The following is a 16516-nucleotide window of genomic DNA, read 5'->3' as shown; positions in this document are numbered from 1 at the left end:
AATCCACCTCCGGGCGGATTCTTTTTCATTTGGCAACATGTGATACTGAACGTGTTAGAATAGGGAAAGCAGTCGAAAAAGGAGAGAACTATGGCGTATTCTAGAATTAAAGGACAGTCATTGAAAGCACGGTTTCAAAACATCCCTAAACATCGCAAAATCGCATTCGGTCTCGTCCTCACGGTGTTACCTTTATTATTTTTCGTGAATTTATTCGTATTCAGTCACATGTTGGCGCTAGGGGACAAGTATGAGGACCGTTACCAGATGAAAAAGCTTCGGCTTGAGACGGCGCATGGGAATGTTGAATTTATCCGGAGCACGAACGAAAAAGTTCAGATCGAAGTACTGCAGACGAATTCGAAAGAACGTCGCATTAAAGTGAAGTCGGTCGGGGACACGATTTCCGTCGTCGAACGGTATGGACCGATGAGCCAGTTCGGGAGTCGGGCAAGCGCGGAGCCGTCCCGTTATAAAATCCGGGTCGCGTTGCCAAGTTCGATGACATCGATCGAAGTGACGGCTGAGCAAGTGACCGGACAAGGGTTGGTCGCGAAAACCATTGTTCTCGATGCCAACGCGGTCAATCTGAAGAAACTTGAAAGCGACCGGCTTCGGGTCGAGACGAGAAGCGATGCCACGTTTGAGACGGTTCGTGTCGTCACGGGCGACATCCGGTCGTATCGGGACGCGACAATCCGTGACGTCGTCGTCAACCAAGCGCTGACCGTCCAGACAGAGGCCGGGACGCTCACGTATGAGCCGCGAAACGCGACCGGACAAGTGACCGTCACGACAACAGGAAACATCGCGGCGGCTGAGCGCTTTAAAGAAATCAGCAACGGTGTGTACCATCTTTCGAACTCGAATCGTCCGAACGTGGAACTGATTTCTGAGACAGGGAAGGTCGAATTGAAATGATCAACAAACGCTACATTCCTAAAGTCGGACTGCGAACGTTTAAGACCGGGATCGCCGTTGCCATCACAATCGCCTTGTCATGGTATGTCTTCGGCATTTATTCGGGGATGGGTGCCATCGCCGCCGTCGTCGCGATGCAACCGACCGTCAAACGGTCATCGAAAATCGTCTTTAGCCGTATATTCGGCACGATCGTCGGCCTCATGTGTGGCTTGTTGATCGTCTATGCGTTCGGGGTGAACCCGATTTCGATCGGTCTTGCCGTCATCGTCGCACTCACGCTCAACACGACGTTCGATAAGACGCACATGTCGACGTATGCGGCGTTCGCGATTGTGCTCATGCTTGAAAACCCGACGACCGACTTTTTCCACTACGCGTGGACGCGTTCGCTATTGACGGCGGTCGGTGTGTTCGTCTCGCTCGGCGTCAACTATGCGTTCATGCCACCGCGTTATGAAGAGCGTCTGCTCGGCGAGATTCGGAAGACGTCGGCGTATATGTTCCATCATTGGCGCGAGCTGATCGGCTCCCCGGCAGAATTGCTCGAGACGCGCGCCCGTATCCTCGGCCACCAAGAGCTCCATATGATGCTGCAAGAAGACATGCAAGTGACGAAGGTTAAGTTGAAGCATTTGACGATCAAGCAATATCGGTTATTGATTCATTTGGAGGATAAATTGGTCTTGCTGCTCGAGAGTCTCGCTGAGCACCGGGAAGCGTTACTCATGATGACCGAGGACGAACGCCACGCGTTCGAGTCCGAGTTTTTATTCCTGCTCGCCCACCATCACGACATTCTCTACACGTGTGACAAACCGTACTCGCTCTTCCAATTGCCGCATGAAGACTTATCTGTTTCTGAAATTTTACACGGACATCTGCTCGACTATCATGAACAGCTCGAGGCGTTCAAACATAATCCATAACGAAGAGGCCCCGTCGATCGACGGGGCCTTCGTTTATTTCGTTGGAATGGTGTAGCCCGTCCTTTCGGCGCCACGGACGAGCAACCTCTCACCTTTACATCATAGGGGAAAATCAGAAAGTGGCATCATTATTGACCCCATGTTACGTCTCATTGTTGTAATGATTTGACGAGCTGCTCGTCCGGAGTCACGTATACCGTCTGCTGATCGGTGTAGATGACGAATCCCGGCTTGGCGCCGCTCGGTTTTTTCACGTAACGGGCTTTCGTATAGTCGACCGGCACCCCGCTCGAGGCACGTGCCTTCGAGAAGTAGGCGGCGACGGTCGCTGCTTCGAGGAGCGTCGTCTCGTCCGGTTCGGTCGACCGGATGATGACGTGTGAACCGGGGATATCTTTCACGTGAAGCCAAACTTCGTCGCGACGCGCGAACTTGAACGTCAAGTGGTCGTTTTGCGTATTGTTTTTGCCGACGTAAAACTCGACACCGGTCGAAGATGTGTAGCCTTCGAGCGCGACTTTGGCCGTTTGTTTCTTCTTCTGACGTTTTTGTCGGATGTACCCGCCTTCGGCCAGCTCTTCGCGAATCTCGACGATATCGCGCGGCGCGGCGACGTCGAGTTGGGCGACGAGCGTCTCTAAATAGCTGATTTCGGTCTCGTTCAGTTCAATTTGCTTTTGAACCTCGACTTTGGCAACTTTTAGTTTGTTGTATTTCTTATAGTAACGTTGCGCGTTCTCGTTCGGTGTTTTAAGCGGATCGAGCGGGATATCGATCATAGCGCCGTCCTCATCATAATAGTCGACGACGTGAGCGATTTTCATCCCTTTCTCGAGTTGGAACAAATACGTCGTCAACAGCTCACCGTATTTTTGGAGCTCGTTCGATCGTTCCGTCGCTTTCATATCCTCGAGCAGGCGTTTCCGTTTTAATTGGTTGCGTTCGAGCTCTGACTTGAGCAGACGCTCGACGTCATGGGCTTGCTGCTTGACCCGGTCACGGTTCGCCTTCTCATAGTAAAAGCGGTCGAGCACTTCCCGGCTCGAGTCGTAGCGTTCTTCAGAGACGATATCGCCCGACGTGAGCGCGATTGGACTGAACCGTTCCTTCCCGGAGGCGAGCTGTTGGAATACATAAGCGCCTTCAAGGTCTGCCATCACGCTGTCAAACGCCGCCTCTAAGTTCGAGCGGTTCGGCGTTTTGGCTCGATGCATGATCTCTTGAGCGATTTGCGGGCTCATCCCGGCGAAACTGGCAACGAGCTGCTTGTCGAGCATACCTGCGTTCCAATCGATTCGTTTCAATCCCGCTTCCCGTTCCGTCAACGGATCGGATTTTTGTTGCGCCGGCGGCAAGATGTACTCGCTGCCTGGCATGATCGTCCGATACGTGTTTTGAGACGGGGGAAGGTGTTTGATTGCGTCTAAAATCTTGCCGTCCTCGTTCGTCAAGACGACGTTCGAGTGACGTCCCATCAGTTCGATATAGACGCGTTTGTTTTCTTCGTCGCCGAGCTCGTTACGCGATCTGACCGAGAAAACGATGACACGGTCGCGGCCGACTTGTTCGATCGCTGTGATAAAGCCGCCCTCGATATGCTTCCGCAGCATCATACAAAACATCGGAGGCTCTTGCGGGTTCTTGATCGGGGTGTCCGTCAATTGAAGTCGCGCATACATCGCATTCGCTGAAACGAGCAACGAGACGCTTTGTCGGTTCGATCTGACTTGAATCATCAAGTCGAGCGCATACGGTTGATGCACTTTATTGATTCGACCGCCAACGAGCGGTTGTAGTTCTTTTACGACACGATATGTCATTAATCCATCATATGCCATTAGTCTCATCACCTTTGTCCTTTTTCTGTCTCTACGTTATCAGATTCACAGAAAATATGGTACGATGAAGTAGGAAATCCGAACTTCTTCTTGCCGTAACAATTAAAGGACTGCTATTATAATGTAATGTGATGTTAGAAGATGGAGGGCTTGCATTGAATTTTAAAGAACGAGGATTATTAATCGTCTTGTCTGGTCCAAGCGGTGTCGGCAAAGGTACTGTTTGCCGAGTGCTCCGTGAAGAGGCGGACAACAACCTTCAGTATTCGGTGTCGGCAACGACTCGAAAACCACGTGAAGGCGAAGTTGAGGGAGTGCATTACTTCTTTAAGACGAGAGAGCAATTTGAAGACATGATTGAACACGATCAACTGCTTGAACATGCAGAATTCGTCGGCAACTATTACGGGACACCGGTCGAATGGGTGCGCGAGACGCTTGAAAGTGGCAAGGACGTCATTTTAGAGATTGAAGTCCAAGGAGCTTTCCAAGTAAAGGAACGTTTCCCAGAAGCCGTCTTTTTATTCCTCGCACCGCCGAGCCTGCAAGAACTTCGAAACCGTTTAGTCGGTCGAGGCACTGAATCGGAAGAAGTCATCAAGCAACGCTTGCTCGTCGCCCGTGAAGAAATCGAGTTGATGGATGCTTACGATTACGTCGTCACAAACGACGAAGTCGATAAAGCGATCGACCGGATCAAAGCGATCGTGACGGCCGAGCATTGTAAACGTGAACGTGTCGCGTCTCTCTATAAAAAAGCTATGATGGAGGTCATTTAATGTTATACCCTTCGATTGATGCCTTACAACGTATCATCCCGTCGAAATACACAATCGTGACGGTGGCCGCCAAGCGTGCCCGTCAGATCCAAGACGGAAAAGCACCAAAAATCGCTGCGCCAAAATCGTATAAACCGGTCGGTCAAGCGCTAGAAGAAATATTCTCGGGTGACACGACAATCATCGTGAACGAAAAGAACAACGGATGAAGTGTGACCCAAGTCGGATACGACTTGGGTCTCATTGTCTATAAAGGGGAGAAATGTGAATGTTGAACGACCGGAACATCTTGCTTTGTGTGAGCGGCGGTATCGCTGCATATAAGGCGTGCGCACTCACGTCAAAACTCGTTCAAGCAGGCGCGAACGTCCGCGTGGCGATGACAGCATCGGCTGAGCAGTTCGTCGGAAAGGCGACGTTTCAAGCACTCAGTCGCAATCCGATCTATTCGGACGTGTTCGAAGAGCACGACCCGACGAAGATCGCCCACATCGATGTCGTTGATACGAGTGATTTGATCGTCGTCGCCCCGGCGACGGCGAATATCATCGCTAAACTTGCTAACGGAATCGCCGACGACTTCATCACGACCTCGATCTTAGCAGCGAAATGTCCCGTCATCGTGTCTCCGGCGATGAACGTCAACATGCTCGAACATCCGGCGACCCGCCGAAATATCGAGACGCTCAAATCATACGGCTATCAAATCATCGAGCCGGGTGTCGGCAATCTGGCCTGCGGCTGGATTGGCGGCGGACGTCTGCCTGAACCGGAAGATCTCGTCCGCATCATCGCGAGCCAGTTCGTCCCGAAACACTTGCTTGAAAAGCACGTCTTGATCACGGCTGGGCCCACGGTCGAGCGTATCGACCCGGTCCGGTTTTTATCCAACGATTCATCCGGGAAGATGGGAGTCGCCCTTGCTGAGGCGGCGCGAGATATGGGCGCGAACGTGACGCTCGTCCACGGCCCGCTCCAAGTCCCGGTCCCAGACGGGGTGACCGCGATCGCGGTCGAGTCGGGACAACAGATGCTCGAGACGGTGCTCGAGCGATTTGCGACGCAAGACATCGTCATCAAGTCGGCGGCGGTCGCTGACTATCGTCCGAAGACGGTCCACACCGAGAAACATAAAAAAGTCCACGGCCCGTTGACGATCGAGCTCGAGGAGACGACCGATATTTTAAAGGAGCTCGGAACGAAGAAGACGCATCAGCTCCTCGTCGGATTCGCTGCCGAGACAGAGCAGCTTGAAGACCATGCCCGGGCTAAACTCGAGCGTAAAAACGTCGACTTCTTGGTCGCGAACGACGTGTCGAAGCGAGACATCGGTTTCCGGTCTGACGACAACGAAGTCGTCTTATTCCGAGCGGATGGCTCATCTGTCCGTCTGCCGCGGCAGAGCAAACAACGTCTCGCCCACGAGTTGCTCGCCTACTTTAAGGAAGGTTTACGATGATTGCTCACGTCCACGTTGATGCTCCGGTCATCACGATCGACCGACCGTTTGACTATGAGGTCCCGGTCCAGTTCGAGTCGTTGATCGAGCCAGGTATGCGCGTATCGGTACCGTTCGGATCGAGACGGTTACTCGGCATCGTGACAGGGGTGTCGGACGGAACACGGGAAGGGTTAAAACCGCTCGAAGCGCTTCTTGACGAAGAGTCGTCTTTGACCGAAGAGTTGCTCGAACTGTCGACGCACGTGAAACAGACGACGCTTTGCTTCCGCTCGTCGGCACTGCTCGCCATGTTGCCGGCGGCGCTGAAAGTCAGCTACGATAAAGCGATCAAAGGGGAGTCACTTCCTGAGGGTGTTCGGGCCGGCACACACTTGTCGGAGTACCCAAAAGAAGTCCAGTCGTTGATTTTGGCCATGGCCAAAAAAGGGGACTTGTCGCTTTCACCGGTGCTAAAAGAGAAACGAACGGTCAAAACCGACTTGTTGATCGAGTTGAAGGATGCGAGCGTCGTCCCGGCGCGTGCCAAAAAACAGCTCGAGGCGGTCCGTCTGCTTGAAGACGTGCCTCGTATGTACTGGTCGTCGCTCCGTCAAATCGGATTGACGCGCCCCCAGCTGCAAAAGCTCGAGACGCTCGGTGCCGTCAAAGTGACCGAAGTCGAATTGAATCGAGACCCGTACGCTTCGATCGAACAAGTGATCGATGATGTCCAACTGAATGACAGTCAAACGGAAGCGGTGCGCGCGATTCGCGAGGCCGAAGCCGGTGAGACGTTGTTGCTCCACGGCGTGACCGGAAGCGGAAAGACCGAAGTGTATCTCGAGTCGATCGGCCAAGTCGTCGATGACGGGAAGCAAGCCGTCCTGCTCGTTCCGGAGATCAGCTTGACACCGATGATGGTCAAACGGTTCAAACGCCGTTTTGGCGATCGCGTCGCCGTCCTCCATAGCGCCTTGTCGCAAGGCGAGAAGTATGATGAGTGGCGGAAAATCAAGCGACGGGAAGTCGACGTCGTCGTCGGCGCCCGATCGGCCATTTTTGCTCCGCTCGAACACATCGGCCTGCTCATCCTAGACGAAGAGCATGAGACGACGTATAAACAAGAAGAAAATCCACGCTATCATGCGCGCGACGTCGCAATTTGGCGAGCCCGTCATCACGGTTGTCCGGTCGTGCTCGGAAGCGCGACACCGTCGCTCGAGTCTTACGCCCGCGCCCAAAAAGGCGTCTATCGCTATTTGCATTTGAGTGAACGCTACGGCGGCAAGATGCCGCCCGTCCATATTGTCGATATGCGCCGCGAACTCGCGAAAGGGAACACGACGATGTTCTCGGAAGACTTATTTCTGGCCATCAATGACCGGATTGCGAAGAAAGAACAATGTGTCATCTTGCTCAATCGCCGCGGGTTCACGACGTTCGTCATGTGCCGTGATTGTGGGGAAGGGCTGACCTGCCCACATTGCGCCGTCAACTTGACGTATCATCAGCACGGCGACCGGCTCAAATGCCACTATTGTGGCTATGAGATCGGGATGCCGCCGAAATGCCCGACGTGCGACAGTAAAAAGATCAAACAGTTCGGCACCGGCACGCAAAAGATCGAGACCGAGCTGTTGAACCGAATCCCGGAAGCACGGATCATCCGCATGGACCAGGATACGACGTCGCGTAAAGGGTCGCACGAACAGCTGTTGAAACGGTTTGAGGACGGCGAGGCCGACATCCTGCTCGGTACCCAGATGATTGCCAAAGGGCTCGATTTTCCGAACGTCACGCTCGTCGGCGTGCTCGCGGCCGATGCGACGCTCGGTATGCCCGACTTTCGGGCGACCGAACGCACGTTCCAACTCGTCACCCAAGTCGCCGGACGAGCCGGACGTGGAAGTTTACCGGGTGAGGCGTACGTCCAGACGTACAATCCGGACCATTATGTCATCGAGACGGCGAGTGGGCATGATTATGAGTCGTTTTTCGAGCGCGAGATGAAACTCAGACAAGTCGGCAACCATCCGCCTTACTGGTACGTGACGCTCGTCACGTTCGCGGCTGAGAATCCGCTCGTCGCGCAAGCCGAGGCCGACCTGTTCGCCGCCGATTTTGCGGCAGCGCACGTCGAGCAGTCCCGGCTGAACGGACCGATGCCGGCACCGTTATCGAAACTAAAAAACTTGTATCGCTACCAGCTGTTCATCAAGACGAAACAACCGGAAGCGTTATATCCCGTTCTCGCCATGCTGCAACAAGCGCGGGCGAAAGCAATCAGCAAAAAAGAATATCAATTGAGTATAGATGTAAATCCATACGTCTTCATGTGAGGTGGAACGAAATGTATAAAGTAGTCGAAATTCCAAATGAGATTTTGCGGGTCAACTGTGACCCGGTGACAAAGTTTGACAAGAAGTTGCGCCAGACGGTCGACCGGCTGTTTGACACGATGTATGAGTATGATGGCGTCGGTGTGGCCGCGCCGCAAGTCAATTTGAACCAGCGCCTTGCCGTCGTCCATACTGACGACGAAACAGGTCCGCTCGTATTGATCAATCCAGAGATCATTTCGACCGCAGGCAAAGCCGTCGGATTAGAAGGTTGCTTGAGCATCCCGGGTGAGTTCGGATTCGTCGAACGACATGAGTCGATCGTCGTCAAGACGCAAGACATGAAAGGGCGCTTTCAAGAAGTGAAAGCAAGCGGCTTCTTCGCGCGCGCCATCCAACACGAGATCGACCATTTAGACGGCGTCCTGTTCACCGATAAACTCGCCGTTCCTAAGCCCGGAACCGACAAGCGGATCGTCTTCATGGGCACACCGGCGTTCGCCGTATCCGTACTTGAGCGCTTGCTCGAAGAAGGATACAATGTCGTAGGTGTTGTCTCGCAGCCGGACAAACCGGTCGGTCGCAAGCGTGAGCTCAAACCGACACCGGTCAAAGAGTGTGCGCTCCGTCATAACATCCCGGTATTGCAGCCGATCAAAGTCCGCACCGATTACGAGGATATTTTGGCGCTTGAACCGGATTTGATTGTGACGGCGGCTTACGGGCAAATCGTGCCGAGTGAACTGTTAGAGGCTCCGACATATGGCGCGATCAACGTGCACGCCTCGCTCCTTCCAAAATACCGGGGGGGCGCACCGATCCATCAAGCGATTTTGGACGGAGAGACAGAAACGGGCGTCACGATCATGTACATGGTCGATAAATTGGATGCAGGTGACATGATCGCGAACACGATCGTCCCGATCGAAGAGACAGACACGGTCGGTACGCTGTTCGACAAACTTGCCGTCGCAGGGTCTGATCTGTTGATCAAGACGTTGCCAGCCTTTTTAGAAGGCTGGATCGAAGCGGTACCGCAAGACGAACGTGACGTCACGTTCGCACCGAACATTAGCCGGGACCGCGAACAGCTGGACTGGTCGCAGCCGGGTGCATCGATCTTCAACCACATTCGTGGCATGAACCCGTTCCCGACGGCGTATACATTGATCGCGGGCGAGCGGGTGAAAGTGTTCGCGAGCGAGAAGACGAGCGGGAGCGGTGAGGCGGGCACAATCGTCCGGCTTGAAGAGGATGGGTTTGTGGTCGCGACTGGAAATGACGTCGCCATCAAAGTGACAGAGTTACAGCCGGCCGGAAAAAAACGGATGGACGGTGCCACGTTCATGCGCGGTGCCGGACAAAAGCTGCAAGTGGGCGACCAATTAGGAGGGTGACATGAACGTAAGACAAGCAGCGCTTGATACGCTGATCAAAATCGAACAAGGCGGAGCCTATTCGACGATCGCGGTCAACGATTTATTAAACCAAAAAAAGCTAGCTTCAAAAGACGTGGGACTTTACACAGAGCTCGTCTACGGAACGCTCGGGCGGAAGCGGACGCTTGATTATATATTGGAGAAGCGTGTCCAAAACCCGAAAAAACTGGACAGTTTCGTCTTACCGCTCCTTCGGATGAGCGTGTATCAACTGTTCTATTTGGACAAAGTGCCGGACCGGGCCGTCTTACACGAGGCGGTCGAGATCGCCAAAAAACGTGGGCACTCCGGCATCGGCAAGTTCGTCAACGGCGTGTTGCGCAACGTCACCCGTGACGGGTTCCCAGATTTGAGCGGGCTTCCTGACGCCGAACGGATCGCGATCGAGCACAGTCATCCCGACTGGCTCGTCGCGGATTGGATCAACACGTACGGGATTGAGGCGACAGAGGCGATGTGCAAGTTGAACAACGAGCCGGCCCCGGTGACAGTTCGCGTCAACCGCAAACAAATCACGGTCGACGAGATGATCGAACGCCTCGCCGAGTCAGGCGTACAAGCGTCACGTTCTGATCTATCGTCAGACGGTCTCGTTATCGAGTCCGGAAACGTTCATACGACGCCGTTTATCGACGCAGGACTTTTGTCGATTCAAGATGAGAGCTCGATGATCGTCGCCGACGCGCTCAGTGCCGAGAAGACCGAACGCGTGCTCGACGCGTGTGCCGCGCCAGGCGGAAAAGCGATGCACACCGCCGAACGGATGGACGGCGGGACGCTCGTGGCGCTCGACCTTCACCCTCATAAGGCAAAACTGATCGAACGACAAGTGAAGCGATTGCAAATCGATGGAGTGACCGCACTAGCCCTCGATGCCCGAGACGCCGGAGATGAGTTCGAACGCGAGAGCTTTGACCGCATCTTGCTCGATGTCCCGTGCTCGGGTCTAGGTGTCATTCGCCGCAAGCCAGATATTAAATGGACGAAGGACAAAGAATCCCTTTCTGGACTGCCGATCATCCAACGTGAAATTATTGACGCTGTCTTGCCACTACTGAAGCAAGGTGGTACGCTAGTGTACTCGACATGTACAATCGACCCGTCTGAAAATGAACGGCAGGCCGACTATATATTGTCGAACGGATTGACGTGGGATGAAACACTCCGAGATCGTCTTCCTGAAGTGTTACGTCCGATGGTGTCATCGGACCGCGCCGAACTCAAACTACTTCCGACGACGTTCGGAACGGACGGCTTCTACATCGCCGCATTTAAGAAAGAGGTATAAACATGAATCCAAAAGCAGTTGAAAAAACCCCATTAGTCGGTGCCAAGCCGTCTTTATATTCGCTCACATACCCTGAACTCGAACAATGGCTCATCGATGCAGGAGAAAAGTCGTTCCGCGCGAAACAGTTATATGACTGGATGTATGTCAAACGGGTGACGTCATTCGATGATATGACGAACTTGTCGAAACCGCTTCGTGAAAAACTCGATGCTTCGTTCCAGTTGACGACGTTAAAAGAACTCGTCCGCCAGGAATCACAAGACGGAACGATCAAGTTCTTGTTCGAGCTCCAAGACGGTTACTCGATCGAGACGGTACTCATGCGCCACGAATACGGCAACTCGGTCTGTGTCACGACACAAGTCGGATGCCGCATCGGCTGTACGTTCTGTGCATCGACGCTCGGCGGGTTGAAACGTAACCTTGAAGCCGGAGAAATCACGGCTCAAGTATTAGATGTTCAACGGGCGCTCGACGTGAGCGGTGAACGTGTCGACTCGATCGTCGTCATGGGAATCGGCGAACCGTTTGACAACTATGACGAATTGATGCGTTTCTTGCGCACGGTCAACCACGATGACGGTTTGAACATCGGTTCACGCCACATCACCGTCTCAACGAGCGGAATCGTGCCGAAAATCTACAAGTTCGCCGACGAAGGGATGCGCATTAACTTTGCGATTTCGCTTCATGCGGCGTCGACGGAAGTTCGGACACGTCTCATGCCGATCAACCGTGCCTATAACTTGGACAAGTTGATGGAAGCCGTCAACTATTACACGGAGAAGAGTGGACGTCGTATCACGTTTGAATACGGTTTGTTCGGTGGCGTCAACGATACAGAAGAGGATGCCCACAAGCTTGCCGACTTGTTGAAAGGCGTCAAATGCCACGTCAACTTGATTCCAGTCAACCATGTGCTTGAGCGCGACTATGTGCGCACGCCACGTAATCAAATTTTTGCCTTTGAAAAAGTGCTCAAAGATCGAAAAGTGAACGTGACGATTCGTCGCGAACAAGGTTCGGACATCGATGCGGCTTGCGGGCAGCTTCGAGCGAAGGAGCGCGAACAAGAAACGAGGTAATCAGGAAGATGGAATTAGCATACCGAACCGACCGTGGGCAGGTGAGGGCTCAAAACGAGGATGCCGTCTTGATTTTAGGGGACGAGCATGCCGGGATCGCCCTCGTCGCCGACGGCATGGGGGGGCATGAAGCAGGAGAGGTCGCGAGCGGGCTCGTCATCGAGCAGTTTCGTCGCGCCTTTCCGACGCTTCCGGCCACACCGTTAGCGATGGAGACGTGGTTCCGTGATAACGTGGAGCTGGCAAATGAGCAAGTGCTTGAATTCGCGAAGCAGTCTAATCTCGTCATGATGGGGACGACCATCGCTGGCGTCTGTTGGCATGACGAAACGATTGTCATCGTGCACATCGGCGATAGCCGCGTCTACGCCCTTCGTGGCGGAACACTCCAACAATTGACGGAAGACCATTCTTACGTCAACGTGCTAAAACAACTTGGGGAATTGACGGAAGAAGAAATGCGGATCCACCCGAAACGAAATATTATCACCCGTGCGATCGGCTCAAAAGAGCACGTCGAACCTGATCTGCAAGTGTTTGCCGACCCCGAGTTCGACACGATTTTAATCTGTACGGATGGCTTGACGACTCACCTGACAGATGAAGCCATCAAACACGCCTTAACTCGTCCCATCTCTGCGGACGCTAAGGCGGACATGTTGATCGATCAAGCCAACCGATTGGGTGGGAGCGACAACATCACTGTGGCGCTCGTCCAATTCACAGATAGAAAGAGAGGATGAATCCGATGCGAAGTGGAGAACGAATCAACGATCGTTATCGGATCGAACAACAAATCGGTAGCGGCGGCATGGCAAATGTCTACCGGGCTCACGATGAGATTTTAAACCGAACCGTCGCCATTAAGGTGTTACGATCTGAATTCTCGCATAACGAACAATTTATACGCCGGTTCGAACGAGAAGCCCATGCGGCAACCAGTCTGAACCATCCAAACATCGTCGCCATTTATGACGTCGGAGATGAACAAGACATTTATTACATCGTCATGGAACATGTCGATGGTATGACGCTCAAACAATATTTACAGGAAGAGTACATATCAATCGAGGAAGCGTTACGGATCATGGGACAGATCTGTGATGCGATCGATCATGCCCATGCCCATCGCATCATTCATCGGGATATCAAACCGCAAAACATGATGATCGACCAAAACGGGAACGTCAAAGTGACCGATTTCGGGATTGCCGTGGCCATGTCGAACGCGACGCTGACCCATACGATGTCAGTCCTCGGGTCGGTCCACTACTTCTCTCCGGAACAAGCGCGTGGCAAGTTTGCCGATGAGAAGTCAGACATTTATTCGCTCGGTGCGGTGCTATACGAACTTGTGACAGGACGAGTCCCGTTCATCGGTGAGACGCCGGTCGCGGTCGCGTTACAACATTTGCAAGATGATCCGATCCGACCGCTCGACTTGAACCCTAAAATTCCACAAGCGCTTGAGAACTGTATTATGCAGGCGCTCGCCAAATCGCCGGGGGCACGACATGCCTCGGTTGCTGCTTTTAAAAAAGACTGCTTGACATCGCTCAGCTCAGACCGCGCGGACGAACCGAAACGGATGCCGACAGAACAAGACGAATTTGATCAGACGCTCGTCATGGCACCTGTCGTTCCGGAAGAACCGAAAGAAGTCGTCAAGCAGCCGGCAGCTGCAGTCGAACCGGAATCGGCGACACCGAAGAAACAAAAGAAAAAGAAGTGGTGGCTCTGGCTAGTGCTCGTTCTTTTATTAATTGGTGGCGGGGTTGCCGCGTATGTGGTTGCAGATGAAATGTCACGTGCCGTCGTGCCTGATGTCGTCGGTATGAGCGTCGGTGATGCGACGACTGAACTGGAAGCATCCGGATTCATCGTTGAGACGACAGACCGGGTGAGTGACAACGTGTCTGAAGGCGACGTGATTTCGCAAAACCCGCAACCTGGACGGAAGCCGAAGCGCGGAACGGTCGTCACCATCGTCGTGTCCGCTGGAAAAGAGACGGTCGAGATGCCTGACGTCGAGGGATTGTCGCAAACAGCAGCGGAACGAACGTTGAAAGATCTTGATTTCACAGATATTGAAATCCAATCCGAATCGTCCGAAACGGTCGACAGCGGAGATGTGATTTCGCAGTCGATCACGCCAGGTGAGGAAGTTATCGCGTCGGAAGAGACGGTCACGCTCGTCGTCTCGACCGGAAGCAACAAAATCGAGCTCGCCAATTTGACAGGCTATACGTTCGAAGAGGCGTCAACTTACGCCGAGCAAAACAACTTGAAAATCGTGAAACGCGATGAGTATTCGACGAGCATCCCGGCGAATCAAATCATTCGTCAACTTCCGACGTCAGGGACGGCGGTCGATCCGGGAACGGAACTGACGGTCATCGTCTCACAAGGGGTCGAGCCGACCGACATCTCGATCGAGCGAGAAGTGGACGTCGAAATCGAACCGTCGGCAGAAGGTGAAGAGGCGGAGCCGGTCGAAGTCGTCATCCGTACCGTCGATGCCCGTGGTGAGATCGAAGTGTTGCGTGATATGATCACAGAAACGACGACGTATTCCTATACGCTCGTCATTGCTCCGGACGAAGTCGGTACCGCGACGATTGAAGTCGAGGGAGAAGTCGTTCGGACCGATACGGTGACATACGCCCAAGCAAAAGATTCACAATGAAGAGGTGGCGTGCGCGTCACCTCTTTTCTAAGGAGGAAACAGGATGAAAGGAACGATTATTCGCTTGCAAGGTGGATTTTATGATGTCATGACCGAAACGAAAGTTGAAATCAGATGTCGCGCCCGGGGAAACTTCCGGAACCGAAACATTTCGCCCGTCGTCGGGGACGACGTGGATATTCAAGACCAAGGGGACGGGACCGGCTACATCATGGCTGTCGATGAGCGGTCGAACCATCTCGTCCGTCCGCCGATCGCCAACATCGATCAGGCGTTTCTGCTCTTTTCCGTGAAAGAGCCGGCGTTCTCGTTTCATTTGCTTGACCGCTTTCTCATTTTGATCGAATCGAAGCAAGTTCACCCGATCATCGTGTTGACGAAGATGGACTTGTTGCTAGAAGCTGAAAAGGAAAAAATTAGTGCGGCGGCAGCGCTATACCGTTCGATCGGCTATCAAGTCATTGAGACGTCGACCGAAGACGGAGCTGGGATCGAGCTCATCCGCAGTGCGTTCAAAGACAAGACGAGCGTATTCGCCGGACAGACCGGCGTCGGGAAGAGTTCGTTGCTGAACGCGGTCGCACCGGAGCTTGAACTCGCGACTGGTAAGATTTCGAAAGCGCTTGGCCGCGGGAAGCATACGACGCGTCACGTCACGCTCATCACACTCGCGGACGGGTTCGTCGCCGATACACCTGGATTCTCGAGTCTTGAGTTCCCGGAAGAACTTGAAGTCGAGGAGATGCGTTGGTGTTTCCCTGAATTCGTCTTGCGGCACGATGACTGTAAATTCCGTGGTTGCGCCCATTTGAACGAGCCAGGTTGTGCCGTCAAAGCGGCGGTCGAGGCCGGAGAAATCGCTTCCACCCGCTATGCGAACTATGTTACGTTTATGGAGGAATTAAAAGATAGACAACGGAGGTACTAACATGATTAAAATCGCACCATCGATCCTGTCGGCCGATTTTGCCAACCTTGAGGCAGAGGTCAAAGCGGTCCAAGAAGCAGGGGCCGATTACATCCATTTTGACGTCATGGACGGTCAGTTCGTGCCGAACATCTCGATTGGACTGCCGGTACTCAAAAGTTTGCGTGACAAGTCGGACATGGTATTAGACGTCCATTTGATGATCGACCAGCCGGAACGGTTCGTCGAGGACTTCGTTCAAGCAGGCGCCGATATCGTCACGGTCCATGTCGAGGCGACAAACCATTTGCATCGCGTATTGCAACAAATCAAAGGAGCCGGCGCTAAGTGTGGTGTCGTCTTGAACCCACATACACCGTTGTCGTCAATCGAGCACGTGCTCGGTGATGTCGATATGGTGTTGCTCATGACCGTGAACCCTGGCTTTGGCGGCCAAGCGTTCATCGAAGCGGTCGTCCCGAAGATCGCGGCGCTCAGCGAGATGCGCCAAGCGCGTCGTCTCGACTTCGAAATCGAGATCGATGGCGGCGTAAATCCTGCGACGGCAAAACTTTGTATCGACGCAGGTGCTGACGTCCTCGTTGCCGGTTCGGCCATCTATAACGAACCGAGCTATAAAGACGCAATCGATAGCATTCGCAACGCGTCTCGTGTATAATCGTCTGTAGAACAACAAATATTGTCGCAAGGGGTGTCACATCTGTGGCTGAGAGGCATGAGCTAACCCTTTGAACCTGTTCCGTTCACACGGACGTAGGGATGTGGCGAAAATGCACGTTGCTACACGATAGCAGCATGGCGTTTACGTCATGCTGCTTTTTGTCGTTCACTCATATCAAG

General features: G+C 53.4%; 14 protein-coding genes, 1 pseudogene and 1 riboswitch. Of the genes and pseudogenes, 14 read left to right on the top strand and 1 reads right to left on the bottom strand.

Translation table 11 applies throughout. The features are described from left to right. Nucleotides 1-90 precede the first annotated feature (90 nt). Complete coding sequence (locus tag EVJ30_RS00835) at nt 91-921, top strand: DUF4097 family beta strand repeat-containing protein (protein ID WP_131456248.1); 831 nt, start codon at nt 91-93, stop codon at nt 919-921. Next, nucleotides 918-1850, top strand: a complete 933-nt coding sequence (locus tag EVJ30_RS00830) for an FUSC family protein (protein WP_131456246.1) — start codon at nt 918-920, stop codon at nt 1848-1850. Before EVJ30_RS00835 ends, EVJ30_RS00830 begins: the two co-directional genes overlap by 4 nt. 149 nt (nt 1851-1999) lie before the next feature. On the opposite strand, the gene EVJ30_RS00825 is transcribed toward EVJ30_RS00830, so the two are convergent. Continuing rightward, nucleotides 2000-3688, bottom strand: coding sequence for an Rqc2 family fibronectin-binding protein (locus EVJ30_RS00825; RefSeq protein ID WP_131456244.1), 1689 nt, complete (start codon nt 3686-3688; stop codon nt 2000-2002). Nucleotides 3689-3819: 131 nt separating this feature from the next. Between EVJ30_RS00825 and gmk the strand changes: the two genes are divergently transcribed. From gmk to rpe, 12 genes and pseudogenes are all read left to right on the top strand, one after another. Then, the gene (gene gmk / locus EVJ30_RS00820; protein ID WP_070327534.1) at nt 3820-4467 is read left to right on the top strand and encodes a guanylate kinase; all 648 of its coding nucleotides are present in this window, start codon (nt 3820-3822) and stop codon (nt 4465-4467) included. Continuing rightward, complete coding sequence (gene rpoZ, locus EVJ30_RS00815) at nt 4467-4676, top strand: DNA-directed RNA polymerase subunit omega (protein WP_070327533.1); 210 nt, start codon at nt 4467-4469, stop codon at nt 4674-4676. Before gmk ends, rpoZ begins: the two co-directional genes overlap by 1 nt. Nucleotides 4677-4735: 59 nt before the next feature. Continuing rightward, nucleotides 4736-5926: a bifunctional phosphopantothenoylcysteine decarboxylase/phosphopantothenate--cysteine ligase CoaBC gene (gene coaBC / locus EVJ30_RS00810; RefSeq protein ID WP_131440309.1), complete on the top strand. Its 1191-nt coding sequence runs from the start codon at nt 4736-4738 to the stop codon at nt 5924-5926. Next, on the top strand, nt 5923-8247 hold the full coding sequence (gene priA, locus EVJ30_RS00805) for a primosomal protein N' (RefSeq protein WP_070327531.1): 2325 nt from the start codon (nt 5923-5925) through the stop codon (nt 8245-8247). Before coaBC ends, priA begins: the two co-directional genes overlap by 4 nt. 11 nt (nt 8248-8258) lie before the next feature. After that, a pseudogene (gene def, locus EVJ30_RS15320) lies at nt 8259-8687 on the top strand (peptide deformylase); the annotation flags it as partial. Continuing rightward, nucleotides 8673-9644 (top strand): methionyl-tRNA formyltransferase, encoded by a 972-nt coding sequence (gene fmt, locus EVJ30_RS00800; RefSeq protein WP_255417542.1) that lies wholly within the window; start codon nt 8673-8675, stop codon nt 9642-9644. The pseudogene def and the gene fmt, both read left to right, overlap by 15 nt. Nucleotide 9645: 1 nt before the next feature. Then, nucleotides 9646-10974, top strand: coding sequence for a 16S rRNA (cytosine(967)-C(5))-methyltransferase RsmB (gene rsmB, locus EVJ30_RS00795; protein ID WP_131456240.1), 1329 nt, complete (start codon nt 9646-9648; stop codon nt 10972-10974). Nucleotides 10975-10976: 2 nt separating this feature from the next. Then, nucleotides 10977-12062, top strand: coding sequence for a dual-specificity RNA methyltransferase RlmN (rlmN, locus tag EVJ30_RS00790; protein WP_131456238.1), 1086 nt, complete (start codon nt 10977-10979; stop codon nt 12060-12062). Nucleotides 12063-12070: 8 nt separating this feature from the next. Further along, entirely contained in the window at nt 12071-12805 is a 735-nt protein-coding gene (locus EVJ30_RS00785) for a Stp1/IreP family PP2C-type Ser/Thr phosphatase (protein ID WP_070327528.1), read from the top strand. Between the two features lie 5 nt (nt 12806-12810). Continuing rightward, the gene (gene pknB, locus EVJ30_RS00780; RefSeq protein ID WP_131456236.1) at nt 12811-14748 is read left to right on the top strand and encodes a Stk1 family PASTA domain-containing Ser/Thr kinase; all 1938 of its coding nucleotides are present in this window, start codon (nt 12811-12813) and stop codon (nt 14746-14748) included. A 43-nt stretch (nt 14749-14791) separates the two neighbouring features. After that, the gene (gene rsgA, locus EVJ30_RS00775; protein WP_070327526.1) at nt 14792-15676 is read left to right on the top strand and encodes a ribosome small subunit-dependent GTPase A; all 885 of its coding nucleotides are present in this window, start codon (nt 14792-14794) and stop codon (nt 15674-15676) included. A gap of 1 nt (nt 15677) precedes the next feature. Next, nucleotides 15678-16334, top strand: coding sequence for a ribulose-phosphate 3-epimerase (gene rpe / locus EVJ30_RS00770; RefSeq protein ID WP_070327525.1), 657 nt, complete (start codon nt 15678-15680; stop codon nt 16332-16334). Nucleotides 16335-16353: 19 nt separating this feature from the next. After that, nucleotides 16354-16453, top strand: a riboswitch (TPP riboswitch). Nucleotides 16454-16516 lie beyond the last annotated feature (63 nt).

The sequence above is a fragment of the Exiguobacterium sp. SH5S13 genome, assembly GCF_004337085.1.
Lineage (GTDB): Bacteria > Bacillota > Bacilli > Exiguobacteriales > Exiguobacteriaceae > Exiguobacterium > Exiguobacterium aurantiacum_A.
Note: the sequence above shows the minus strand (reverse complement) of the source record. Positions and strands in the feature narration are given on the sequence as shown.

Coding starts and splice junctions, on each gene's coding strand:
- EVJ30_RS00835 (WP_131456248.1), top strand. CDS start 91: ATGGCGTATTCTAGAATTAAAGGACAGTCATTGAAAGCACGGTTTCAA.
- EVJ30_RS00830 (WP_131456246.1), top strand. CDS start 918: ATGATCAACAAACGCTACATTCCTAAAGTCGGACTGCGAACGTTTAAG.
- EVJ30_RS00825 (WP_131456244.1), bottom strand. CDS start 3,688: ATGGCATATGATGGATTAATGACATATCGTGTCGTAAAAGAACTACAA.
- gmk (WP_070327534.1), top strand. CDS start 3,820: ATGTTAGAAGATGGAGGGCTTGCATTGAATTTTAAAGAACGAGGATTA.
- rpoZ (WP_070327533.1), top strand. CDS start 4,467: ATGTTATACCCTTCGATTGATGCCTTACAACGTATCATCCCGTCGAAA.
- coaBC (WP_131440309.1), top strand. CDS start 4,736: ATGTTGAACGACCGGAACATCTTGCTTTGTGTGAGCGGCGGTATCGCT.
- priA (WP_070327531.1), top strand. CDS start 5,923: ATGATTGCTCACGTCCACGTTGATGCTCCGGTCATCACGATCGACCGA.
- rsmB (WP_131456240.1), top strand. CDS start 9,646: ATGAACGTAAGACAAGCAGCGCTTGATACGCTGATCAAAATCGAACAA.
- rlmN (WP_131456238.1), top strand. CDS start 10,977: ATGAATCCAAAAGCAGTTGAAAAAACCCCATTAGTCGGTGCCAAGCCG.
- EVJ30_RS00785 (WP_070327528.1), top strand. CDS start 12,071: ATGGAATTAGCATACCGAACCGACCGTGGGCAGGTGAGGGCTCAAAAC.
- pknB (WP_131456236.1), top strand. CDS start 12,811: ATGCGAAGTGGAGAACGAATCAACGATCGTTATCGGATCGAACAACAA.
- rsgA (WP_070327526.1), top strand. CDS start 14,792: ATGAAAGGAACGATTATTCGCTTGCAAGGTGGATTTTATGATGTCATG.
- rpe (WP_070327525.1), top strand. CDS start 15,678: ATGATTAAAATCGCACCATCGATCCTGTCGGCCGATTTTGCCAACCTT.